The organism is Aliirhizobium sp. YIM B11859, from assembly GCF_057163345.1.
Genome location: NZ_JBXHAY010000001.1, coordinates 152,298 through 174,326 on the forward strand (window position 1 = coordinate 152,298; position 22,029 = coordinate 174,326).

The window sequence follows — 22,029 nt, forward strand, 5'->3', positions numbered from 1 at the left end:
AATCGACATTCCGAAATAGAGCAGGAGCGAGCCCTTGATCTATGACGTCGCCGTGGTCGGTTCCGGTTTTTCCGCGATTGCCCTGACAATCAATCTTCTCAGAAGCCTGAAACCGGGCCAGTCGATCGCGGTTGTCGGCGACGATCCGGGTTTTGGCCGCGGAGCCGCCTATCGAAGCGAGTTCTATCTCCACCGTCTCAATGTGCCGGCCGCGCGGATGAGCCTTTTTCCCGACGAGCCGGATGATTTCGTCGGCTGGCTGAAGGAGAAGGGGCGCAATCCGGAAGGCGCCTATTTCGCTTCGCGGGGAGATTACGGCCTCTATCTGCGTGACCGTCTGGCGGTGCTTCTGCGCCGGCGGGACGACCGGCCGGTGGTCGATTTTATCAAGGCCAAGGCGACCGCCTGCATGATGCCGGGCGAAACAGGCGTCGAGTTTCATCTCGACAATGGTTCGGTGCTGCAGGCAAGGAACGTTGCTCTCTGCCTCGGTGTCGGCAATGCCGACATGCCGATTTCCGCCGATCTTATTCCACCCGCCATGCAGCACAAGGTGGTGCAGAACCCGTGGCGGCTGGGCTGGCTGTCGTCCATCCGGGCCGATGACGAGATCTGTATTCTCGGATCCGGCCTGACGATGGTCGATCAGGTCCTGTCATTGCGATCCCACGGTCATCGCGGCAGGATCCATGTGCTTTCCCGGCGCGGACTGGTGCCGCATGCGCATAGCACCGCTCATCCGGCACCCGTCGAACCTCGGCTGCCGGAGAAAAGCCGCGAGATCAGCGAGATCCTTGCCGGTTTCCGGGCGCAGGTGCGGCAAGGGGCAGACTGGCGTGGCCTGATGGATGGGTTGCGGCATCGTACCCAGCATCTCTGGCAGGAACTCAACGACCAGCAGCGGTCGCGCTTCCTGCGGCATGCACTGGCGTGGTGGAGCATTCACCGCCATCGCCTGGCGCCACCGGTCTGGGCGCGCTTCAAACCCCTTATCGATGACGGGACGGTCGTCGTTCACGCCGGTTTCATCGGTGAGATCGGGCCGGCGGACAACCGGCTCAACATCCGTTTTCGCAAGCGCGGGACACCCGACAGCGAGACCATCGCCGTCGACTGGATCGTCAATTGCACGGGCATGGAGCGTGCCGGCATTGCCCATTCACCGCTTTTGCAGCAGATGCGCGAGAATGCCGTGATCGGCATGGATCGGCTCGGCCTCGGCATCAGCGTCGACCGCCAGTCCCGCCTGTGTTGCCCCGATGGCAATGTCCGGCCGGGCCTTTATGCAGTCGGGGCGCTGACGGCAGGGCAGTTCTGGGAAATCACCGCCGTGCCGGATATCCGCAACCAGGCCAAGCAGGTGGCGGAAGAGATAGCCGGGCAGTTGGCGGGCCATATGCATACGGCCCGTCGGCAGAGTGCCTGATTTTCGCGCTCAGCTGCGCGGCTTGAGGTTTTCCGGGTCGTAGAGCGGTCTGTAGCCGACGGCGGCCACTTCGACCGGGAAGTCCTCGTTGAAGTAGTTGACCGTCAGCTTGCGGCCGATCTGGCAATATTCGTAAGGCAGGTAGGCCAGCGCGATATTCTTGCCGATGGTCGGGCCATAGGCGACCGAAGTCGTGTAGGAGATACGGCCGAGTTCGTCGACAAGGCTTTTGCCGGTCTCCGGGTCCATCACCGGCATCGAGCCGACCGGGTAACGCTTGACGCCGCTGGCATCAGTATTATCGGTCATCACAAGCGTGCAGAGCATGGCCGGCTGATGGTCCCGCGCCTTGTATTCCAGATGCTTGGCCTTGCCGCGGAAATCGGCTTCCTTGACCTTCGGACGCGCCAGATCGGCTTCGATCAGGTTATACTGGGTCAGGAGATCGCCGTTCTGCAGGCGGAGCGACTTTTCCATGCGCCGCGAGTTGGCATAGGTCTCGACGCCGAAGGCCATGACGCCGGTGGCCCGCAACGCATCCCAGACGGCGAGGCCGTCCTCGTATTTCATATGCAGTTCCCAGCCCTGCTCGCCGACATAGGAAATGCGGAAAGCGGTAACCGGCTTGCCGGCGATCTCGATCGGCTTGATCGCCGCGAAGGCGAAGTTTTCGATGTCGAGGCCGGCCGGATCCGCCACGACCTTCTTCAAAGTCTCGCGGGCGTTCGGACCCCAGATGCCGATGGTGATGAATTTTTCCGAGACGTCGGTAATGGTCACGTCGAGGCCTTTGTCCTCGGCGATGCGCTTCATGTAATGGAAGTCGCGCGGGCCGGCATCGGCGCCGTTGACGAGACGGCCGCGGTCCTCCATGCGGAAAATCGTGAAATCGGCCCGCACCATGCCCTCGTCGTCGAGGAAGTGGGTGTAGATGCCCTTGCCGATATTGGCGTCACCGCCGATCTTGGCCGCACACAGCCATTCGAGCAGCTCGACATGGTCGGGGCCTTCGATATCGACCATGTGGAAATGCGACAGATTGACGATGCCGCAATCCTCGCTCATCGCCAGATGCTCGGCATTGGAGACACGCCAGAAATGGCGGTTGTCCCATTCGTTCTCGCGCACCGGCACCTGGGCTGCGTATTTTTCGAGGAGATGCTCGTTGGCGGCGTAGCCATGGGCACGTTCCCAGCCGCCGAGTTCCATGAAATAACCGCCGAGTTCCTTCTCGCGCTCGTGGAAGGGCGACTTCTTGGCACTTCTGCCGGTCGCATAGGGCTCGCGCGGGTGGACGGCCGGGAAATAGATTTTTTGGGCGGCCTCATAGGTGCGGCCGTGGATGAATTCCTCGGTCAGCTGGTGCGGGTAGAAGCGGGAATAATCGATCGAGTTGTGATCGACATCGGTGCGGCCATCGGTCATCCAGTCGGCGATCAGCTTGCCATAGGCCGGTCCGTCCTTGACCCAGATGGCGACGCAATACCAGAGGCCGCGGACCTTCTGGCTTTCGCCGCAGGACGGGCCGCCGGCGGCCGATACCTGCAGCAGGCCGTTGAAGGAATGGCCTTCGTTGTAACCGAGCTCGCCGAGGATCGGCGTCAGTTCCATCGCCTTTTCCAAGGGCGTCAGGATCTGCTCCATGTCGAGGTCGCGCTGCGAGGGCGACAGGCGCGCCTCATGCTTTTCGAGAATGTCGCGCGGGTGGCAGAGGCGGGGATTGTCGGTCTCGTAATATCCCCATTCGATCTGGCCGCCCTCGGTCGTGTTCGGATCGCCGGTGTCGCGCATATAGGCGGAATTGCCCTGGTCGCGCAGCAGCGGATAACCGATTTCCTTGCCGGTGCCTTCGAACTCGTTATACGGCCCGAAGAAGGTGAGCGGGTGATCGACCGGCATGACCGGCAGGTCCTCGCCGACCATTTCGGCGATCAGGCGGCCCCAGATGCCGGCGCAGACGATGACGTGATCGGCCATGATCGTGCCGCGATGGGTGACGACGCCCTTGATGCGGCCGTTTTCGACGATCAGCGACTGAGCGGGCGTGTTGCCGAAGACCGCAAGCTTGCCGGCCTTTTCGGCGGCGTCGACCAGCTTGCCGGCAACCGTTTGGCTGCGGGGAATGACGAGGCCGGCATCGGGATCGTAAAGACCGCCCTGAACCTGATCCTCCTCGATCAGCGGGAATTTCTGCTTGATCTCGGCGGGAGAGACGTAATGGGCGCGGGTGCCGAAAGCCTTGGCGGATGTCAGCTTGCGCTTGATCTCTTCCATCCACAGGTCGTCGCCGGTGCGGGCCACTTCCAGCCCGCCGATGCGGGCGTAATGGCCCATCTTCTCGTAGAAATCGATCGAATACTGGGTGGTCCAGACCGACAGATAGTCATGGCTGGTCGTATAGCAGAAATCCGAGGCATGGGCGGTCGAGCCGATATCGGTGGGGATGCCGGACTTGTCGATGCCGACGATGTCGTCCCAGCCACGCTCCACCAGATGATGGGCGATGGAGGCACCGACGATGCCGCCCAGACCGATGATGACCACTTTTGCCTTGGTTGGAAATTCTGCCATTGCCGTCTCCTGAATGTGGGGGGAGATTAGCGACAGTTCGCGGCGCAGCCCAGTCGATATACGACACGGAAAGCCCTCTCCTCCGTCATCATGTAATTCGTTCCAATGGGTGTCCCACAGGGCGCTTCCACCACGCGTTGCAGAGCCGTGAAGCTTTTGTGACCAAAATGAAAAGCTGGTGGAAAGGCTTGTTACGGGCCTGACACATGCAGGCACTAAGGAGGCGCTCAACAGCGCGCTCCGACATATCGGCGCGCCCGACATACCGGAGAGCCGACCATGAAAGTCATCCAGATCACCGACACCCATTTCAGCCCGGAAAAGGCGCATTTCAACGGCAATTGGGAACCGCTTCTGACCTGGATCGAAGACCAGAAGGCCGACCTCATCATCCATACGGGCGACCTGGCCGTGGATGGCGCCGACAAGGATGACGACATCACCTTTTCGATGGATCTGATGCGCCAGGCGACGGCGCCGATGCTGGTCATTCCGGGCAATCACGATGTCGGCCATCTGCCGGGCTCGCACCAGCCGGTCAATGCCGAGCGCCTGAAGCGCTGGCGCGATCTGGCCGGTGCCGACCGGTTTGTCGAAGATGCGAACGGCTGGCGTTTCGTTGGGCTCAACGCGCTTCTTCTCGGTCACGAGGACGAAGAGGAAGAAGCGCAGTTCGAATGGTTGCGGACCGCATTCGAGGAGCGCAACGGGCGCCGGCTGGCGCTGTTTTCGCACAAGCCGCTGTTCATCGACGAACCGCATGAGGGCGATACCGGTTACTGGGGTTTCCGCCCGGCGCAGCGCAAGCGTTTCTACGACCTGATGGCGCAGCATGACGTGCCGCTGTTTGCAAGCGGTCATCTGCATTGGGCCTGGAAGGGCCAGTTCGAAAATACCTCGATCGTCTGGGCACCGTCCGCCGCCTTCATCATCGACACGCTGGAGCGCGAAATGCCGGGCGAGCGGCTGATCGGCGCCGTCGTCCACCAATTCGGCGACGAAGTGACGAGCGAGATCGTCGCGGTACCGGGCATGACCGCCCATTACATCGACGATGTCATCCACGAAGTTTACCCCTATGCGGTGCCCAAGGGCGGCCCGGCGGCAAAGTCGCTGCGTCGCACGAACGAGGAGGCTGCGGAATGAGCTCGCTCACCCTCACCGACATCCGCAAATCCTTCGGCGGCAACCAGATCCTCAAGGGCGTCAGCCTCGATGCGCAGCCGGGCGAGTTCATCGCGCTGGTCGGCCCGTCGGGCTGCGGCAAAAGCACGCTTTTGCGCATCCTGGCCGGCCTCGAAACCTCCGACAGCGGCGAGATCGTCATCGACGGTCGTGAAGTGAGCCAGGTTCAGGCCGCCGACCGCAATGTCGCGATGGTGTTCCAGTCCTATGCGCTCTATCCGCATCTGACGGCAGCCCAGAACATCGCCGTGCCGCTCGTCATGCGCCGGCTGACGCGGACCCAGCGTATTCCGTTCGTCGCCCCGCTGATGCCCGGCCAGCGCAAGGCGGTTGCCGATATCCACCGCGACGTGCGCGAGATGGCGGCATCGCTGAAGATCGATCATCTTCTCGACCGCAAGCCCGGCCAGATGTCCGGCGGCCAGCGTCAGCGCGTGGCGCTTGCCCGCGCCATGGTGCGGCGCCCGGCGGTGTTTCTGATGGACGAACCCTTGTCCAACCTCGATGCCAATCTGCGCGTGCATGCGCGCGGCGAGATCGTCGAACTGCATCGCCGCGCCGGCGTGCCGACCGTCTACGTCACCCATGACCAGGCGGAAGCCCTGTCGATGGCGGACCGCGTTGCCGTGATGATCGGCGGTGCACTTCTGCAGCTTGCCGCGCCGCAAGTGATCTATGACGATCCGCAGCATATCGAAGTGGCGAAATTCGTCGGCCAGCCGCGCATCAACCTGATCGCCTCGCATGTCGAGGATAACGGTATCGTGGCACTCGGCACCGAACGCTGCGTTCTCGCCGATCGCAGCCTTGCCGCCAACAGCCAGGTGACACTCGGCATCCGGCCGGAATTCGTCCAGGTGTCGCGTTCGGGCGAGGCGGGTCTTCCAGCCCATGTCGATCGCGTCGAATTCCTCGGCTCGGAAATCATCGTCTATTGCCGCCTCGATGGGATCGGCGAAACGATGATCGCCAAGGTGGCGCCGGCCGAAGGTGCGGGGCTTACGTCCGGCACGCCGGTTCGGCTTTCGGCGTCTGCCAAACATATCTTCGTTTTCGGTGCCGATGGCGCCCGACTTGCTGCGGCTGCGCTGGCCGAAAACGCGGTCAGTGCCTCAGCAATCGGGGAGGCGGCCCATGGCTGACATGGCCGCAAGCCCGATCGGTGTCGCACCGGTCGCTCAAAAAGCCCGGCGTTCCAATGCCGAGCGGCATGAGGCACGCGCAGGGATCATGCTGTCCCTGCCCGCCATCGTGCTGGTTTTCCTGTTCATCATCCTGCCGGTCGGGGCCGTCATCTTTCTCGGTTTCACCAATTTCGAACTCGGTTATCCGGGTTTCGAATTTGTCGGGCTGGAAAATTACGGCGAGCTGTTCTCCGACCGGACGTTCCAGAAATCGCTGTGGAACACGATCGTCTATGCGGCGATCGTGACGCCGGTGTCGATCTTCATGGCGCTGGGTCTGGCCATGCTGATCGAGGCGGAAGGCATCGGGAAGTCGTTCTTCCGCACCGCCTATTTCCTGCCGGTCGCCTCGCTGCTCGTCGCCATGGCGACGGTCTGGCAATATCTCTTCCACCCGACGATCGGGCCGATCAATGCGATGCTGTCGATGATCGGGGTGTCCGGTCCGAACTGGCTCGGATCGGCCGGCATGGTGCTCTACAGCCTGTCGATCATCGGCGTGTGGCAGTCGGTCGGGTTCAATCTGGTGCTTTTTCTCGCCGGCCTGACCGCCATCCCGCGGGAACTCTATTCGGCGGCCGAGATCGACGGTGCAAAATCCGCCTGGGACCGGTTCCGGCTGGTCACCTGGCCGATGCTCGGGCCGACGACGCTGTTCGTCACCACGATCAGCATCATCAATTCGGTGAAGGTGTTCGAAACGGTCAAGACGCTCACCGAAGGCGGCCCCAACAAGGCGTCGGAAGTGCTGCTCTACACGATCTACCAGGAAGGTTTCGTCTACCTGCGGGTCGGTTACGCCTCGGCGATGACCGTGGTCTTCCTCGCCATCCTCGTGGTGCTGATGTTCTTCCAATACCGCGTCCAGGACAAGCAGGTGCATTACTCATGAGCGCGAACGCCTTCACCTTTGGCCGCCTCGTCCGGCTGTCGATCCTCAGCCTCGGTGCTCTGGTCTTCCTGGCGCCCTATATCTTCATGATCTCGACCGCCGGCAAGGCGCAGAGCGACATCTTCAACTCGTCGCTCTCGCTCATTCCGCAGCACTGGTTCTATGTCGAGAATTTCGCCAAGGCCTGGTCGCGCGTGCATATGCCGACGCTGCTGTTTAACGGCGTGATCGTCTGCCTGATGATCCTCGTCATTCAGGTGGTGATCGCCATCCCTTGCGCCTATGCCATGGCGAAACTGAAGTTTCGCGCGGCAAAAGCGATGATGGTGCTGGTCATGCTCGGCCTGCTGGTGCCGATCCATGCCACCGCGCTGCCGCTCTATGTCGGTTTCGACAATATCGGTGTGCTCAACAGCTATACCGCACTCGTTGCACCGTTCTCGATCTCGGTCTTCGGCATCTTCCTGTTCCTGCAGTTCTTCCGCGCCATGCCGGACGACCTGATCCATGCCGCCCGTCTCGACGGGATGAGCGAGATCGGCGTGATTGCCCGGGTCATCGTGCCGAATGCCTGGCCGGCGATCACCGCCTTTTCGATCTTCTCGGTCGTCGCCCACTGGAACGACCTCTACTGGCCGCTGATCGTCGTCTCGAACCAGGCCTATGCCACGCCGCCGCTCGGTCTTCTCTATTTCCGCGCAGCGGAAGCCGGTGACGACTATGGCGCGCTGATGGCGGCCACCCTGATCATCACTTCCCCCCTCGTCGCAGCCTTTCTGTTTGCCCAGAAGCGCTTCGTCGAAGGGATCACCATGACCGGTCTCAAGGGCTGATCCCTTACCCCGGTCGCCATACAGCAAGCCTCAACCCCACTTGTTCAACGCAGGAGCCATGCGATGAAGCACTTCACCAAGATCCTTGCCGCAGCGGGCGTCGCCATGACGATCGCGCTGCCGGCCCATGCCGAAACCACGCTCAACGTGCATTACCCGATGCCGGGCTTCTTCAAGGACGTGATGGACACGATCTCGAAGAAGTTCATGGAAGAGAACCCGGATATCAAGATCCAGTTCGCCAATCCTTCCGCGACCTATGAAGAAGGCATCCAGACGATCATGCGTCAGGCCGGTACGGCCGAAATGCCTGACCTGACCTTCATCGCGCTCAACCGTCTGCGCATGGCCAACGAGCGTAGCATTCCGGTCGACATGGGCCCGATGATCGCCAAGGACAAGGCGACAATGGCCGAGCAGGGCTTTTCGGAGAACATCCTGAAGCTGGCGCAGGTCAACGGCAAGCAGGTCGGCCTCGCTTTTGCGACCTCGAACCCGATCATGTACTACAATGCTGATCTGGTGAAGGCTGCCGGCGGCAACCCGGATGTTCCGCCGAAGACCTGGGATGAGGTCATCGCACTCGGCGCCAAGATCAAGGCGCTCGGCAACGGCAATGATTCCATCGACTTCCGCTGGCAGGGTGACGACTGGATGTTCTCGGCACTCTTGTTCGGCGCCGGCGGTTCGATGCTGTCGGAAGACGAAAGCAAGGTCACGTTCAACGGCGAGCAGGGCCAGAAGGCGATGAAGATCGTCGACCGTCTGGTCAAGGAAGCCGGCATGCCGGTCTTCACCAAGCAGGCCGGTGAGCAGGCCTTCGTTGCCGGCAAGGTCGGCTTTGCCTTCCAGACCACCGGCGCGCTGCGCAACACGATCAAGAATGTCGGCGACAAGTTCGACCTGCGTACGGCCGAAATTCCGCTTCTCGACCCGGTCAACGGCAAGCTGCCGACCGGCGGCAACGCCGTCGTCATCCTGACCAAGGACACCGCCAAGCAGGAAGCCGCCTGGAAGTTCGCCAAGTTCGCTGCCGGCCCTTACGGCGCCTCGGTCGTCGTGCCTGGCACGGGTTACGTTCCGAACAACGAACTGGCCGCCAAGTCGCCCGACTATCTCGGCGATTTCTACAAAAAGAACCCGCTGTTCCAGGCCGGCCTGAAGCAGATGCCGCGGATGATCCCGTGGTACGCCTTCCCCGGTTCGAACGGCGTGCGCGTCACCCAGACGATCGTCGACAACACCGCCCGCGTCGTCGACCAGTCGGCAACGCCCGACGAGGCTCTGGAAGACGCAGCGAAAGAAGTGAAGCGTCTGCTGCCGCGTAGCTAATCCACGCACGTTCAGCAGATCACTTGCCGCCGGATCGAAAGGTCCGGCGGTTTTTTTGTGTTGAGAAGAAAGGCCCTCTCTGGCCTCCCAACCATGCCTGGGTTGAGACGTTTGGCTCAACCCAGGCATGGTTGGGAGGGGGCTTTTTTAGGGCGTATGAATTGCGCGCCTCAAATCGCCCGAACACTTCCCCCGCGCCTCAGCGTATAGGCCATTTCCAGATGCCTTGGCTTTGCGGCGTTTTCGGCGATGTCGAGAAGCAGGGAGGCGGCGGCGGCGCCCATGCTGGCGTCGGGCATTTCGATCGTCGTCAGCGGCGGGTCCATCATCCGGCCGAGCGAGATACCATCGAAGCCGGCGACCGAGATATCGCGCGGCACAGACAGGCCCTCGCGACGTAACGCACCGATGACACCGAAGGCGAGCAGGTCGTTGGAGGCGATGATCGCAGTCGGTTTCCAGTCGGTGATGGCGGTCGAAAGATCGAGCATGTCGTAGTCGCTGACGAAGGAGATCTGCATCGGCGGCAAGGGCTGAATGCCGGTTTCCGTCATGGCTTTCGCATAACCGTCATAGCGGAGCTTGGCCCGGTCGGAGGCGGAGAAACTTCCCGACAGGAAGAGGATCCGTCCATGCCCCAGTCCACGAAGATGCAGGGTTAGTTCGTGGGCCGCGCGGACATTGTCGACGGTAACGGCCGAGTGAAAATGCGCGGTCGGACGATTGTGCAGCAAAACCGTCGGCGGCAGCGGAAGATCGAGGATGGCACTCTTTTCCGCCTCGCAGAGGGTGAGGATCAGGCCGGTCGGCCGCTCGTTGAGCAGGGCCATGACCGCATCGAGTTCACGGGCGGGATCATAGTTCGACTGGGCGATCAGCACACCGTGACCGGCCATCAGCATGCGGCTCTCGATGCTGGACAGAGAAGAGGAAAAGACCGGGTTGGTGATGCTGGGAATGAGGATGCCGACAACCGCGCGGCGGCCGGATTTACCGCCGGAGACGGTATGGCGATAACCGAGTTCGGCGGCCGCGCGACGCACCTTCTTTAGCATCGCGTCGCTCACCGATCCCTTCAGCGTCAATGCCCGGCTTGCGGTGGCAAGCGAGCACCCGGCTCGTTCCGCCACGTCCTGCAGCGTCGTCAAATGTTTGCTCTCCCTTGCGTCATTGGCCTGCTATAGCACAGGTTTGATGCTGTGGTGATGGCGCAAGCGATGCTTTGCCGGAGAGGGTCAGTGGCCTTCGTCGGGAATGTTCAACAGATGTCCGCAGGCCTTGCAGTGAACCGCATCCGTATCGTGCCGCTGCAGCCCGCATTCGGGGCAGGCGAAACGCACCTTCGGCGGCCGGATGATGGTCTGGGCCAGCCGGACGAACAGCGAGATGCCGATGATCATGGTGACGACGGAGGTGAGCTTGCCGAGGGTGCCGGGAAGGGTGATGTCGCCAAAGCCGGTCGTGGTGATGGTGGCAACCGTGAAATAGAGCGCATCGACAAAACCCTCGCCGTTGTCGCGATCGTAAAAGAAGGTCGTGTAAACGAATCCGGTCACGAGGAAGAGGAAAACGAAGAAATTGAGACAGGCGCGGGTGACGTCTTCGAAATGCAGGCAGCCGAACCGCCGCATCAGTTCCTTCAGAAGCGGGCTCCTGCCGATAGCCCAGATGCGCATCACCCTGAGGAAGGCGAAGTTGAACAGGATATCGGGAAACAACAGGGTTCCGAGGACAATGAGGTCGATCCATGTCATCGGCGTCTTGAGGAACTTGCCGAACGAAGGTGCGGCGAGCGCTCGAGCCGCAAGTTCGGCGGCGACCCATACCGCGATCGTATAGTCGATGATCAGGTAGGATGGACCGTCGCGCAGATAGGGGCCAGCCAGGAAAAAAGCGAGGATGCAGATATCGACGATCGCCAGCAGCGCCTGCCAGCGCAGCGCCCAGGTGTCGCGACCGACCGCGATCCGGCGGGCGGTGTCCTTCAGCGTGTGAAGTTCCAGGCGGGAACGGCGGGATGTGCCTTGTGTGTCCATGCGGGGTAAATATTGGAGGAGTGTCGCAGGTCAAGCGCGCTCTTGCGGCGTTCGGCCAAGATTGGCCTTGAAAACCATGCGGATTGTCGTGCTTAATCGCCGGCGGCAGCAATGGTCTGGAGGAGACCGGAGCTTCCGGGGAGGCCATTTATTACTGACCGCTCTCACGGATTGATTTTCGATGCCCTACACGACGACGATCGAGCAGACTGTCTTTCGCTTCGGCGACCTGAAAGATCTTCTGGCGAAGGCGACACCGGAGCGGTCGGGGGACCAGCTGGCGGGGATTGCGGCGGACGGGCCGGTCGAACGGCTGGCGGCGCAGATGGCGCTGGCCGATCTGCCGCTGAAGGCGTTTCTCGGCGAGGAACTGATTTCATCGGATGACGACGAGGTCTCACGGCTGATTGCCGAACGGCATGATCCGGTGGCGTTCGCGCCTGTCTCGTCGCTCACCGTCGGGGAATTTCGCGAATGGCTGCTGCGCCCCGAGACGACCCATGACCGGCTGGAAGCCGTCACCTGGGGCCTTACCCCGGAAATGGTCGCCGCCGTGTCAAAGATCATGCGGCTGCAGGACATGATCGCGGTCTCGGCCAAACGCCGTGTCGTCACCCGCTTCCGCAATACAATTGGTCTCGCAGGCCGGCTTTCCACCCGCAACCAGCCCAATCACCCGACCGATGACAGCCGTGGCATCATCGCCTCGGCGATCGATGGGCTGTTGATGGGATCGGGCGATGCGGTGATCGGCGTCAACCCGGCAACCGACGCGACGGACGATTATATCCGCATCGTCTCGCTGCTCGACGAGTTGCGGGAAAAACTTGCCATTCCGACCCAGACCTGCTGCCTCGGCCATGTGACGACGGCGATCCAGGCAATCGAGCGCGGCGCGCCGGTCGATCTGGTCTTCCAGTCGGTGGCCGGATCGGAAAAGGCCAATCGCGGCTTTGGCGTCGATCTTTCGCTGCTGAAAGAGGCGCATGATGCGGGGCGGTCGCTCAAGCGCGGCATGCCGGGCGCGAATGTGATGTATTTCGAGACGGGGCAGGGGGCGGCACTTTCGGCCGATGCGCATTTCGGAGTGGATCAGCAGACGATGGAAGTGCGCGCTTATGCGGTGGCGCGTGAATTCGATCCGTTGCTCGTCAATACCGTGGTCGGCTTCATCGGACCGGAATATCTGTTCAACGGCAAGCAGATCATCCGTGCCGGCATCGAGGACCATTTCTGCGGCAAGCTTCTGGGCCTGCCGATGGGGGTGGACGTCTGTTACACCAATCATGCCGATGCCGACCAGGAGGACATGGATACGCTTTTGACCCTGCTCTGTGCGGCAAACGTCAATTTCGTCATCACCGTACCCGGTGCCGACGACATCATGCTGAACTACCAGTCGCTGTCGCATCACGATGCCGTCTATTGCCGCGAGACACTCAAGCGGCCACCGGCGCCGGAATTCGAGGCATGGCTTGCGGAGATCGGGCTGACCGATCGAAACGGCGCGCTGGTCGGAGAACCTGCAGCGCTTTCCAGTTATATCCGCAGCAGCAATTTGATCGGGGCGTGACATGGCGAAGGTGATCGAGCCATCAGGTGTTGAGCCGGCAGATGCTGCATCATCAAACATCGGAGAGACCGGGATTGAGCGTTCGCTGGATCTGCGGGACATGACCGATGCACGCGTTGCGCTCGGCCGCCATGGCGCCGGCCTGCCGACACGGGCGCAACTCTCCTTCCTGCTCGACCATGCACGGGCGCGCGAGGCGGTCTGGACCAGCGTCGATACGAGTTCGCTGACGCAACGGCTGCAGCAGGCAGGTTTTGCCGCCGTCCCCGTCGACAGCATGGCGGGTGATCGCAGCATCTATGTGCGAAGACCCGATCTCGGGCGCATGCTGTCGGACGATTCCACCAGACGTCTGAAACAGGTGGCGGCGGGCCAGACCTACGACGTCGCCATCGTCGTTGCCGACGGGTTGTCGTCGAGTGCGGTCGACCTCAATGCCGTGCCGCTGATCGAGGCGCTGGTGCCGAAGCTTGCCGCCCTTGATCTCTCCAGCGCACCGATCGTGCTGGCGAGCCAGGCACGGGTGGCGCTCGGCGATCCGGTCGGCGAGGCATTGGGGGCGAGGCTGACGGTGCTGCTGGTCGGCGAGCGGCCGGGCCTTTCGGCGGCCGACAGTCTCGGCGCCTATGTCACCTATGGCCCGAAGCCGGGAAATCCGGATAGCGGCCGCAACTGCATTTCCAACATCCGCGACGGCGGATTGCCGATCGGCGAAGCCGCCATGATCATCGCCAATCTCGTCCGGGGCATGGTGAGGACTAAGCTCAGCGGCGTCGCCCTCAAGGCTGCCGTGGCAAGGCTTGGAACAGAGTGAGCGTGATCCTGGAGCAATTCGGGACGCATAGCCGCTGCACACTTCTGCCGGCAATGCTTTCAGGCCGTCAGGCTCTCTGCGCGGCTTGCGGCTGCAATTCTTCCGAAGAGTTCGGCAGCTTGATTTCGACGACCGCGCCCGGAGCATCGCCACGCTCGCGCAGCGAAATGCTGCCGCTATGAGCCATGGTGATCGAGCGGCACATGGCAAGCCCGAGGCCCATTCCGTTCACCTTGGTCGTATTGAACGGCTTGAACAGGTTTTCCGGCGACATTGCGAGCCCGGTACCGCTGTCGACAAAGCGGATTGTGATGCCGTCAGCGTCCTGGCAACTTTCGATCAGCAGGCTGCGCCTGGTTTCCTCGACCGCATCCATGGCATGGATGGCATTGGTGATGATGTTGAGGAATGCCTGCTGTAACAGAACCCTGTCGCCGCGAATGATTGCGGTTGATGCGGCAAGCGACAGGTCGAGTTTCACGCCGGCGATCGCCAGTTCCTTCTGCTTGATCTGTGCTGCCTCGGCAATCGCTGCGTCGACCGCCACTTCGGCGCTTTCGGATTTTGCCTTGCCGAGCAAAATACGGACGCGACGCACCACCTGGGCGGCATGTTCAGTCGCTGCTGCGGCATCTTCCATCGCAGCCTTTGCCTCGCCGATATCGGGTGGCGTCCGGTCGAGCCAGCGAACACCGGCCTGCACGAAGGTCATGATGGCCGAAAGCGGCTGGTTGACCTCATGGGCGATCGAGGCAGAAATTTCTCCGATCATGGCGGCTCGGGATGCCTGTTCCAGTTCCTGCCTCGAGCTTTCCAGCTGTTCCTGGAACTGATGCCGTTCAGTCATGTCGACGATGCTTGCCTGAATGCGATCAAGACCGGTTCCGTCTTTCGGAAAGCTCAGGGCGACAAGGATGGGGATAAGGCGGCCATCGCGGCTGCGCACCGTTGTTTCCGACTGGAAATCCTTTTGCCCGTCGAAGAGGCCGAGGAGGAAACGCTCGAAACCGCCATCCGCGTCCGGCAGGAAATCATCGAGCGATTTGAAGAACTGATCCTTGGCGGGAATGCTCATCAGCTTCAGGGCGGTCTGGTTGACGTCCGTGATGCGCACCGATTTTCGCAGGCGTGGGGCGAGGTCGGGATGATCAACCATATATTGACGCAGGTCGGTGACCCCACGACCTCTGATCGTCTGCAGCTCCGCGATGACCTCGCGGAAATCGTTTTCCCAGATGGCGATCGCCAGCGTTTCGAAGATCGTACGGTAGCGATGCTCGCTTTCCTTCAACGCGGCCTCGTCACCGATCCGCCGCAACAGAAGCAGCGTCGTGACCAGATTGGCGGCGAGGCTGAACAGAAGCCGCAGTGTCGCCTGGGATTCGAGATCCTGGCCGTGCGATGTGGCGAAACTGATTACGGTCAGCACCATGCAGACCGCAGAGGTGGCGCGAATTATGGTCTTGCTGCCGAGATCGCCGGCCAGCACCACCACCAGCACATAAAGAACCGCGACTGCGCTGGCGAGCGTGGTGAATGTGTCGATGGCGAAGATGACAAGTGCCAGCGCGGCTGCGAGCGCGATGCGATAACGCCTGTCGCGCGCGTGGCCGGAACGGCTCGCCAAACGCCGCATCAGCAATTCGCTCTGCAAATTGTCGTCCCCATCTCGATTGTCCCGCCTGTGCGACAGACTATCGGAAAAGGCTGTGCTATTCTTCTCTGAAATGACCATGGATTGTCGAAAAATGCACAAGCGGCCCGTTCAGGTTGCCGCTGAAAAATGAAACGCTCGATCAACACAGATGGAATTGTCCAAGCGGGCGGTGTTGCGGAGCGATATTGTCACACCATTGGAACGCAAATGCCGCAACGTCATTTTTCCAAGTGCCGGTGCGGAGTTTTGCAGCAAGATCTGGAGACATGGCATGACGAACAAGCGTCCAGATGCAGATGAAAACCTGCGCGACGGTCTCGAAAGCCTTCCCGAACCCGTCGATCTCGTGATTGCGAGGACATCCGTCCCGCATGTCGAAACCGACGACGATCTCGACGAGGCGCTGCAAGAAAGCTTTCCGGCAAGCGACCCACTGGGGTCGTTCAGAACCGCATAATTGAAAAACAATCGATCTCAAGGAAGGATCCGTATCATGGAACAATCCGTCAAATCGCGCCGTTCGGCTGACCTCAAGACCCCGACCGGTCTTGGCGCCGAAGCAACCAAGGACATTTCCGGCGGCGCCAACGCGCTGCTTGCCGATGTTTTCGCGCTTTATCTCAAGACCAAGAATTTCCACTGGCACATGTCCGGCGTGCATTTTCGCGATTTCCACCTGATGCTCGACGATCATGGCGACGAGCTCTTGGCCATGACCGATCCACTGGCCGAACGCGTCCGCAAGATCGGCGGCAACACGCTGCGCTCGATCGGCGACATTTCGCGCAAGCAGCGCATCACCGACAATGATGCCGATTTTGTCCATCCGCATGAAATGCTGGCGGAACTGCGCGAAGACACTGCGACGCTGATCACCAGCATGCGCGAGCTGCATGACGTCTGCGACGAGCATAGCGACGTCGCCACTGCAAGCCTTCTGGAGAACTGGATCGACGAGAGCGAAAAGCGCGCCTGGTTCCTGTTCGAAATCCTGCGCGACACCAATAACTGAGATCATACCCGCCGGCATCCGTATTGCGGATGCCGGCTTTTTATTGATAGTTTTTATTCCTGTTTGATGTTGCGACGGGGAGTTTGTGATGCCCGATCTTCCTCTCGATCCCACCGATCCGTGGATCCGCCCGGCGCAGACCTTTCCCGAATTGACCGAAGAGATGATCGGCAGGGTCCGGCCCTACGGGACGGAGGAATTGATCGAGGAAGACACCTACGTCTTTCGCCGTGGCGACCACTCGATCGATTTCCTGCTGGTGCTGGATGGCGAGTTGCAGATGTTCGCCGACGATCCGATCAAGGGACGAGAACACCTCTACAGCTACAGGATGGGCCAGTTCAGCGGCGAACAGAACATGTTCACCCATCGCAGCATCCTGTTGTCCGGTCTCTGCCTTGCTGGCTCCCGCGTCATCCGGGTCAAACACGATCAGTTTCGCGCATTGATCACCGGAGAACCCGATATCGGCGAGACGATCATCCGCTCCTACATTCTCAGGCGCGCAGGGTTCGTGCGGCACGCGACGGGTGGGGGCATTCTGATCGGCCACAAGGAAAGCGGCGAACTGCTGGGCATTCAGCGGTTCCTCATCCGCAACCTTTATCCCGTGACGCTGATGGGGCTGCATGATGCCGGATCTCAGGATGTCATGGACCGGTTTTCGCTGGCTGCCGCCGACCTGCCGGCGCTGATCACGCCCAACCACGGGGTATTGAAGCGGCCAAGCAATGAGCATCTGGCGGAAGAACTCGGCCTGTTCGAGGCACCCGAAGAGGGGGCTGTCTACGATGTCGTCGTGCTTGGAGCCGGGCCGGCGGGTTTGGCTTCCGCTGTCTACGCGGCATCGGAAGGGTTGAAGACGCTGGTTGTCGAAGCCATGGCGCCGGGCGGGCAGGCGGGGACGTCGTCCAAGATCGAGAACTATCTCGGTTTTCCGACCGGCATTTCGGGTTTGGCGCTCGCCGGCCGGGCGCATATCCAGGCGCAGAAATTCGGTGCGCGTGTCTGCGTTTCGAGGAGTGCTGCCGCGCTCGACTGCTCGCAATCACCCTATGTCATCGGGCTCAGCGACGGCCGAACGGTCAGCACAAAGACAGTCGTGGTTGCCACCGGTGCGCGTTACCGCAAGCTCGACGTTGCCAATTATGCGAAGTTCGAGGGGCGAGGCATCCAATATGCCGCGACGGCGATGGAAGGGCAGATTTGCGCCGGACAGGAGGTCGTCATCGTCGGTGGTGGCAATTCCGCCGGCCAGGCTGCCGTGTTCCTGTCGAGAACTGCCCGTCACGTGCATATGCTGGTCAGAAGCCGGATCTCCGCGACCATGTCGGACTATCTTGTGCAACGGATCAAGATCTCGCCGCATATCACGCTTTGCGAAGGCTGCGAGGTGACCGAACTTGCGGGCGACAATGGCTTGCAGCAGGTGGAATGGGTTGATCGCAGCAGCGGCCAGGCTTCCCGTTGCAATGCATCCAGCATCTTCGTGATGATCGGCGCCGAGCCGAATACCGACTGGCTCGGAGGATGCCTTGAACTCGACGGCAACGGTTTCGTCTGCACCGGCCTGTCCTCGGACGACATGACCCGCCACCCTTACGCGGCCAGCAAGCCCGGTGTGTTTGCCGTGGGCGATGTCCGTTCGGGTTCGGTCAAGCGGGTGGCATCGGCGGTGGGCGAAGGGTCGGTCGTGGTAGCGGCGATCCACCAGTATCTGGCTTCCCGACATTGAGCGAAAGCAGACCCGGTTATTCGAACGCCCGTTCGTCCCGCTGCCCGATATGGCTGCGGGAATTGTGCCGTTTCGCGAGGCCGGTCAACCTACTCAGACATAGCGGGGGATCGGCCCGACCTGCGGTGTCTGATCGGGCAGGTCGACGATCTCCTCGTCGATATAACACCAGCCCCAGCCTTCCGGCGGATCATAGCCCTCCATGATCGGATGGCGGCTATGCCTGAAATGCGCGGTCGCGTGCTTGCCTTCGGACTGGTCGCAGCAGCCGACATGGCCGCATTCACGGCAGAGGCGCAGATGCACCCATGTCATCCCCTGTTCCAGGCATTCCTGACATCCGCGCGTTTTCGGCGTTACGGTCCTGATGAGGTTGTGATGCGTACACATGTGCGTCCTCCCGGTGGTTTCAGCTTGCCGGCCGTGTGGCCTTTTCTATGCAGTCTATCAGGCTGTCGGCTTTGAAGGGTTTTGGCAGGACGCAGATATCCTCGCCGAGTTTCAACTGCGCCACGGTGTCGGCGACAGCGGTGACGAAGATGAAAGGCACCCGGCTGCCGCGGGCCTGGAGTGTCTGGAACAGGTCGATGCCGCTCATGCCGTCCATATGGACGTCGGAGACGATGCAGGAACAGTCCGAGGCTTCGGGCGAGGCAAGAAAGCTTTCCGCTGAGACGTAAGCGCTCACCTCGTAACCGTGTGATCTGAGCAGGCTGCTAATCCCGCGACGGACATTTTCCTCGTCGTCGATGATGGAAATGATGACAGGCGCTTTCAACGGGAATGAAACCAATCTCCGGGAGACCCGGTCTTTCGAACTGGCATCAATATGCGCGTTCGGCCGGCAAGTTTAAATTATACACCGGTTTATTCGTGCTTTTCCGTGCGGTGACGGAAGCGATCAGGCGCGCGACAGGCCGAGCAGTTCGGCCATCTTGACGAGGTCTGCGAAGGTTTTCGCATTCATCTTGCGGCTGACCTTGCCGCGGTGGATCTTCACCGTGATCTCGCTCAGTCCCAGTTCGCCGGCGATCTGCTTGTTCATCAGCCCCGCCGTCGCCATCACCATGATCTGCTGTTCGCGGGGAGACATCTGGTTGAAGCGGGATCGCACATCGGTCTCGGCGCGGTTCGATCCCAAGAAGGCCTGATGCCTCGCAACCGCCGCTGCGACGGAATCGAGAATATCCTGATCACGGAAGGGCTTGGACAGAAAATCGGCGGCGCCGGCCTTCATCGCCCGAACCGTCATCGGGATATCGCCATGGGCGGTGACGAAGATGATCGGGATGGTGACGCCGCGGTCTGAAAGCTTCTGCTGGAAGTCGAGGCCGCTGGTGAAAGGCAGCCTGATATCGAGAATGAGGCAGCTCGCCTCCGGCAGGCTGTCATCCTCGTAGAGATCGAGCGCGCTGGCAAAGGTACGCACGATGTAACCCACCGAGCGGAGCAAGGAATCGAGCGATTGGCGTATCAGCGGTTCGTCATCGACAACCAGGATTATTGGGTTTTCCGTCATATCCTCAATTCGGCGATTTTCGCGATGTTGCCTGTCCACCGCGACCCTATTCGCGCTTCCCGTCCGCGGGCAATCATACCGGAGTATATGGCGCTAAAACCCATGGGTGTAAAAACGGACTGACTGTACGATATCCGGATCGCAAGGCGGGCTTCAATATGGACCAGTGAAAATTCAACAGGTTCATAGGAGAGCGCTGATGTCCGCCACCGCAGCTGTTGTCACCCATCAGATCAACCCGTTCGAGATGAACGGTGCCCGTTCCGGCGATCAAGCCGGTATTCATCCTGAACGCCATGCCACATTCTCTGGGAACGCCGCCTTTGCAGCAACGTTCACTCCGGAGCGCTGGCCTTCTCCGTTGCGCGTCGTGGAACCCGGCGTGCCGGATAAAGTCACGCCGCGAGCCGGCACGACCGGCGGACTGGCTTCATGGCAGGTCAAGAAGATCAAGCAGCATATCGAGATGCATATCGCCAATGGCATCCCGCTTGACGAGCTCGCCCGACAGGTGCGGCTCAGCACCAGCTATTTTTCGGCGGCGTTCAAGACGACGTTCGGTGTTTCACCGCATAACTATATCGTCGCTTGCCGGGTCGATCACGCCAAATACAGAATGTTGACCAGCAATGCGCCGCTCTGCGAGATCGCGCTCGATTGCGGGCTGGCCGACCAATCCCATCTGTCGCGGGTGTTCCGGCGTGTCACCGGCACCACGCCAAGCGCCTGGCGCAGATATTCCTCCCGGCCTCAGGCGGCCGTCGCGTTTCAATAGGCAGGGGTTGCGTCGTGCCGGATCGAAACGGTACCCGTCTTGAGATGCGGGTCTGCTGTGTCCCGATCTGGCACATAAAGTGTTGCTGTCGCATCACTGTTGGTAAGCATCCGCAAGGATTGTACCAGAATGGGGAACTACATCTTACTGATTGCGTTATTGGTCCGGACGGGACTGGCTCGAGCCTTCAGGTCGAGCCAGCATGGCAGGATGCGGTGGCGATAACGATCGACGCATCCGTTAGGACGGACAATGGCGGACGCGTTATCAGTGCAATTGCTTCTGGTCGAGGATGACCATCTTCTGCGGCTCGATGCGGAAGAACTTCTGACGGAAAACGGCTTTCTCGTTACGTCCGTGTCGAGCGGCGAAGAGGCTTTCGCCGTACTGGACCAGAATGCCGCGCAGTTTTCGGGCGTGATTACCGATATCCGCCTCGGCAAGGGTGCCAATGGCTGGCAGGTCGGCCAGCACGCACGCGAATGTATCTCCAGCATTCCGATCGTGTACGTGACCGCCGATAGCGCCGCCGAGTGGACATCGCAGGGCGTGCCGAACAGCGTGTTGATCCAGAAACCTTTCGTGCCGGCACAACTGATTGCCGCGATCAGCGGCCTGCTCAACCAGACGAGCATGACCGGCGCGGTCTGATCAGCCTTCGGGCCGGCAATCGTTCGGACCGGTCACTTCGACGCCTGAAGGCGCCGTTCTTCCCTGAGCCTTGCAATTTCGACGATGATGATTGCGACGATGGTGAAAGCGATCATCAGCACGGCGAGCGCGTTGATCGTCGGCGTGATGCCGCTTCTGACCTTGGAAAAGACGTAGACGGTCAGCGTGTCATACGGCCCGCGGGTGAACAGCGTGACGTTGAAATTCTCGATCGACTGGAAGAAGGCGATCGCCGCACCCGCGCCGAGCGCCGGATAGAGATGAGGCATCAGCACGCGTCTCACCACCTGCGCATGGCTTGCCCCGAGATCGAGCGCCGCTTCTTCCAGCGTCCGGTCGAAGCTCTGCAATCGTGCCAGAACAAGCAGCATGACGAAGGCGGAAATGTAGGAGACCTGGCCGAGTACCGAGAGATGCAGGCCGGGCGCCACCGACACGGTGTTCCAGAACAGAAGCGTCGAAATGCCGATAACGGCGCCGGGGATGAGGATCGGTGCGACCATCAGGCCGTAAAGTGCGGTGCGGGCGATGCCGGCGACGCTGTTGACAAGGATCGCCGCAGCAGTCCCGATCGGCACGGAGACGATCACGACGGCGAGTGCCACGAACAGCGTGTTGCGGAAGGCGTTCAGCAGACGTGCGTCGTTCCACAATTCGACGAACCATGTCCAGGTGAAACCCTGCCAGGGATAGACCGAGGGGAAACGGCTGTCATTGAAGGCAGCGCCGCCCATGATGATCAGCGGCAGCAGCATGTAGGCGAGGAAGAGGATGAGGTAGAGGCGAAACAGCCTGTCCGACTTGCGGGTCATG

The 22,029-nt window shown here is 61.0% G+C and carries 21 protein-coding genes; 13 read left to right on the plus strand and 8 right to left on the minus strand.

Annotated features, from left to right (window positions below; genetic code table 11):
* Positions 1–34: 34 nt before the first annotated feature.
* Positions 35–1,426, plus strand: coding sequence for an FAD/NAD(P)-binding protein (locus AC2GXZ_RS00610; RefSeq protein ID WP_483757187.1), 1,392 nt, complete (start codon positions 35–37; stop codon positions 1,424–1,426).
* A 9-nt stretch (positions 1,427–1,435) separates the two neighbouring features.
* On the opposite strand, the gene AC2GXZ_RS00615 is transcribed toward AC2GXZ_RS00610, so the two are convergent.
* Positions 1,436–3,997: a GcvT family protein gene (locus AC2GXZ_RS00615; protein ID WP_483757188.1), complete on the minus strand. Its 2,562-nt coding sequence runs from the start codon at positions 3,995–3,997 to the stop codon at positions 1,436–1,438.
* Positions 3,998–4,276: 279 nt separating this feature from the next.
* On the opposite strand from AC2GXZ_RS00615, the gene AC2GXZ_RS00620 reads away from it, so the two are divergent.
* From AC2GXZ_RS00620 to AC2GXZ_RS00640, 5 genes are all read left to right on the plus strand, one after another.
* Positions 4,277–5,143, plus strand: coding sequence for a metallophosphoesterase family protein (locus AC2GXZ_RS00620; RefSeq protein WP_483757189.1), 867 nt, complete (start codon positions 4,277–4,279; stop codon positions 5,141–5,143).
* Complete coding sequence (locus tag AC2GXZ_RS00625; protein ID WP_483757190.1) at positions 5,140–6,324, plus strand: ABC transporter ATP-binding protein; 1,185 nt, start codon at positions 5,140–5,142, stop codon at positions 6,322–6,324. Before AC2GXZ_RS00620 ends, AC2GXZ_RS00625 begins: the two co-directional genes overlap by 4 nt.
* A complete protein-coding gene (locus tag AC2GXZ_RS00630; protein WP_483757191.1) occupies positions 6,317–7,258 on the plus strand; it encodes a carbohydrate ABC transporter permease in 942 nt (313 codons plus the stop codon). The genes AC2GXZ_RS00625 and AC2GXZ_RS00630 overlap by 8 nt, the downstream gene beginning before the upstream one ends.
* Positions 7,255–8,091 carry a carbohydrate ABC transporter permease gene (locus AC2GXZ_RS00635; RefSeq protein WP_483757192.1) on the plus strand — a complete coding sequence of 279 codons (837 nt, stop codon included), beginning with the start codon at positions 7,255–7,257 and terminating at the stop codon, positions 8,089–8,091. The genes AC2GXZ_RS00630 and AC2GXZ_RS00635 overlap by 4 nt, the downstream gene beginning before the upstream one ends.
* 63 nt (positions 8,092–8,154) lie before the next feature.
* Positions 8,155–9,423 (plus strand): ABC transporter substrate-binding protein, encoded by a 1,269-nt coding sequence (locus AC2GXZ_RS00640; protein WP_483757193.1) that lies wholly within the window; start codon positions 8,155–8,157, stop codon positions 9,421–9,423.
* A gap of 170 nt (positions 9,424–9,593) precedes the next feature.
* On the opposite strand, the gene AC2GXZ_RS00645 is transcribed toward AC2GXZ_RS00640, so the two are convergent.
* A complete protein-coding gene (locus AC2GXZ_RS00645; RefSeq protein WP_483757194.1) occupies positions 9,594–10,571 on the minus strand; it encodes a substrate-binding domain-containing protein in 978 nt (325 codons plus the stop codon).
* 87 nt (positions 10,572–10,658) lie between these two features.
* The gene (locus tag AC2GXZ_RS00650) at positions 10,659–11,459 is read right to left on the minus strand and encodes a potassium channel family protein (RefSeq protein ID WP_483757195.1); all 801 of its coding nucleotides are present in this window, start codon (positions 11,457–11,459) and stop codon (positions 10,659–10,661) included.
* A gap of 181 nt (positions 11,460–11,640) precedes the next feature.
* Here AC2GXZ_RS00650 and AC2GXZ_RS00655 point away from each other — a divergent pair, with 181 nt between their 5' ends.
* Both AC2GXZ_RS00655 and eutC read left to right on the plus strand, forming a co-directional pair.
* Positions 11,641–13,032, plus strand: coding sequence for an ethanolamine ammonia-lyase subunit EutB (locus tag AC2GXZ_RS00655; protein ID WP_483757196.1), 1,392 nt, complete (start codon positions 11,641–11,643; stop codon positions 13,030–13,032).
* A gap of 1 nt (position 13,033) precedes the next feature.
* On the plus strand, positions 13,034–13,846 hold the full coding sequence (gene eutC / locus AC2GXZ_RS00660; RefSeq protein ID WP_483757197.1) for an ethanolamine ammonia-lyase subunit EutC: 813 nt from the start codon (positions 13,034–13,036) through the stop codon (positions 13,844–13,846).
* 67 nt (positions 13,847–13,913) lie between these two features.
* Here the strand turns inward: eutC and AC2GXZ_RS00665 are convergent, their stop codons facing one another.
* A complete protein-coding gene (locus tag AC2GXZ_RS00665; RefSeq protein WP_483757198.1) occupies positions 13,914–15,500 on the minus strand; it encodes a PAS domain-containing sensor histidine kinase in 1,587 nt (528 codons plus the stop codon).
* 274 nt (positions 15,501–15,774) lie between these two features.
* Between AC2GXZ_RS00665 and AC2GXZ_RS00670 the strand changes: the two genes are divergently transcribed.
* The 3 genes from AC2GXZ_RS00670 (at position 15,775) to AC2GXZ_RS00680 (ending at position 18,250) form a co-directional block, all read left to right on the plus strand.
* Positions 15,775–15,960 carry a hypothetical protein gene (locus tag AC2GXZ_RS00670; protein ID WP_483757199.1) on the plus strand — a complete coding sequence of 62 codons (186 nt, stop codon included), beginning with the start codon at positions 15,775–15,777 and terminating at the stop codon, positions 15,958–15,960.
* 36 nt (positions 15,961–15,996) lie between these two features.
* Entirely contained in the window at positions 15,997–16,515 is a 519-nt protein-coding gene (locus AC2GXZ_RS00675; RefSeq protein WP_483757200.1) for a Dps family protein, read from the plus strand.
* A gap of 88 nt (positions 16,516–16,603) precedes the next feature.
* Positions 16,604–18,250, plus strand: coding sequence for an FAD-dependent oxidoreductase (locus AC2GXZ_RS00680; protein WP_483757201.1), 1,647 nt, complete (start codon positions 16,604–16,606; stop codon positions 18,248–18,250).
* Positions 18,251–18,343: 93 nt separating this feature from the next.
* Here the strand turns inward: AC2GXZ_RS00680 and AC2GXZ_RS00685 are convergent, their stop codons facing one another.
* The 3 genes from AC2GXZ_RS00685 to AC2GXZ_RS00695 form a co-directional block, all read right to left on the minus strand.
* Positions 18,344–18,640 (minus strand): UBP-type zinc finger domain-containing protein, encoded by a 297-nt coding sequence (locus AC2GXZ_RS00685; RefSeq protein WP_483757202.1) that lies wholly within the window; start codon positions 18,638–18,640, stop codon positions 18,344–18,346.
* A gap of 19 nt (positions 18,641–18,659) precedes the next feature.
* Complete coding sequence (locus tag AC2GXZ_RS00690) at positions 18,660–19,028, minus strand: response regulator transcription factor (RefSeq protein ID WP_483757203.1); 369 nt, start codon at positions 19,026–19,028, stop codon at positions 18,660–18,662.
* Positions 19,029–19,151: 123 nt separating this feature from the next.
* Positions 19,152–19,769, minus strand: coding sequence for a response regulator transcription factor (locus AC2GXZ_RS00695; RefSeq protein WP_483757204.1), 618 nt, complete (start codon positions 19,767–19,769; stop codon positions 19,152–19,154).
* A 199-nt stretch (positions 19,770–19,968) separates the two neighbouring features.
* Here AC2GXZ_RS00695 and AC2GXZ_RS00700 point away from each other — a divergent pair, with 199 nt between their 5' ends.
* Both AC2GXZ_RS00700 and AC2GXZ_RS00705 read left to right on the plus strand, forming a co-directional pair.
* Entirely contained in the window at positions 19,969–20,544 is a 576-nt protein-coding gene (locus AC2GXZ_RS00700; RefSeq protein WP_483757205.1) for a helix-turn-helix domain-containing protein, read from the plus strand.
* Between the two features lie 252 nt (positions 20,545–20,796).
* Complete coding sequence (locus tag AC2GXZ_RS00705; RefSeq protein WP_483757206.1) at positions 20,797–21,195, plus strand: response regulator; 399 nt, start codon at positions 20,797–20,799, stop codon at positions 21,193–21,195.
* 32 nt (positions 21,196–21,227) lie between these two features.
* Here AC2GXZ_RS00705 and AC2GXZ_RS00710 read toward each other — a convergent pair whose 3' ends face one another.
* Positions 21,228–22,028 (minus strand): ABC transporter permease, encoded by an 801-nt coding sequence (locus tag AC2GXZ_RS00710; protein ID WP_483757207.1) that lies wholly within the window; start codon positions 22,026–22,028, stop codon positions 21,228–21,230.
* Position 22,029: the final 1 nt, after the last annotated feature.

Excerpts from the sequence above, each read along its gene's own strand:
- AC2GXZ_RS00640 (WP_483757193.1), top strand. The coding sequence starts at position 8,155 with ATGAAGCACTTCACCAAGATCCTTGCCGCAGCGGGCGTCGCCATGACG.
- AC2GXZ_RS00655 (WP_483757196.1), top strand. The coding sequence starts at position 11,641 with ATGCCCTACACGACGACGATCGAGCAGACTGTCTTTCGCTTCGGCGAC.
- AC2GXZ_RS00685 (WP_483757202.1), bottom strand. The coding sequence starts at position 18,640 with ATGTGTACGCATCACAACCTCATCAGGACCGTAACGCCGAAAACGCGC.
- AC2GXZ_RS00705 (WP_483757206.1), top strand. The coding sequence starts at position 20,797 with ATGGCGGACGCGTTATCAGTGCAATTGCTTCTGGTCGAGGATGACCAT.
- AC2GXZ_RS00695 (WP_483757204.1), bottom strand. The coding sequence starts at position 19,769 with ATGACGGAAAACCCAATAATCCTGGTTGTCGATGACGAACCGCTGATA.
- AC2GXZ_RS00670 (WP_483757199.1), top strand. The coding sequence starts at position 15,775 with ATGACGAACAAGCGTCCAGATGCAGATGAAAACCTGCGCGACGGTCTC.
- AC2GXZ_RS00680 (WP_483757201.1), top strand. The coding sequence starts at position 16,604 with ATGCCCGATCTTCCTCTCGATCCCACCGATCCGTGGATCCGCCCGGCG.
- AC2GXZ_RS00635 (WP_483757192.1), top strand. The coding sequence starts at position 7,255 with ATGAGCGCGAACGCCTTCACCTTTGGCCGCCTCGTCCGGCTGTCGATC.
- AC2GXZ_RS00710 (WP_483757207.1), bottom strand. The coding sequence starts at position 22,028 with ATGACCCGCAAGTCGGACAGGCTGTTTCGCCTCTACCTCATCCTCTTC.
- AC2GXZ_RS00625 (WP_483757190.1), top strand. The coding sequence starts at position 5,140 with ATGAGCTCGCTCACCCTCACCGACATCCGCAAATCCTTCGGCGGCAAC.
- AC2GXZ_RS00630 (WP_483757191.1), top strand. The coding sequence starts at position 6,317 with ATGGCTGACATGGCCGCAAGCCCGATCGGTGTCGCACCGGTCGCTCAA.
- AC2GXZ_RS00615 (WP_483757188.1), bottom strand. The coding sequence starts at position 3,997 with ATGGCAGAATTTCCAACCAAGGCAAAAGTGGTCATCATCGGTCTGGGC.
- eutC (WP_483757197.1), top strand. The coding sequence starts at position 13,034 with ATGGCGAAGGTGATCGAGCCATCAGGTGTTGAGCCGGCAGATGCTGCA.
- AC2GXZ_RS00675 (WP_483757200.1), top strand. The coding sequence starts at position 15,997 with ATGGAACAATCCGTCAAATCGCGCCGTTCGGCTGACCTCAAGACCCCG.
- AC2GXZ_RS00700 (WP_483757205.1), top strand. The coding sequence starts at position 19,969 with ATGTCCGCCACCGCAGCTGTTGTCACCCATCAGATCAACCCGTTCGAG.
- AC2GXZ_RS00620 (WP_483757189.1), top strand. The coding sequence starts at position 4,277 with ATGAAAGTCATCCAGATCACCGACACCCATTTCAGCCCGGAAAAGGCG.
- AC2GXZ_RS00650 (WP_483757195.1), bottom strand. The coding sequence starts at position 11,459 with ATGGACACACAAGGCACATCCCGCCGTTCCCGCCTGGAACTTCACACG.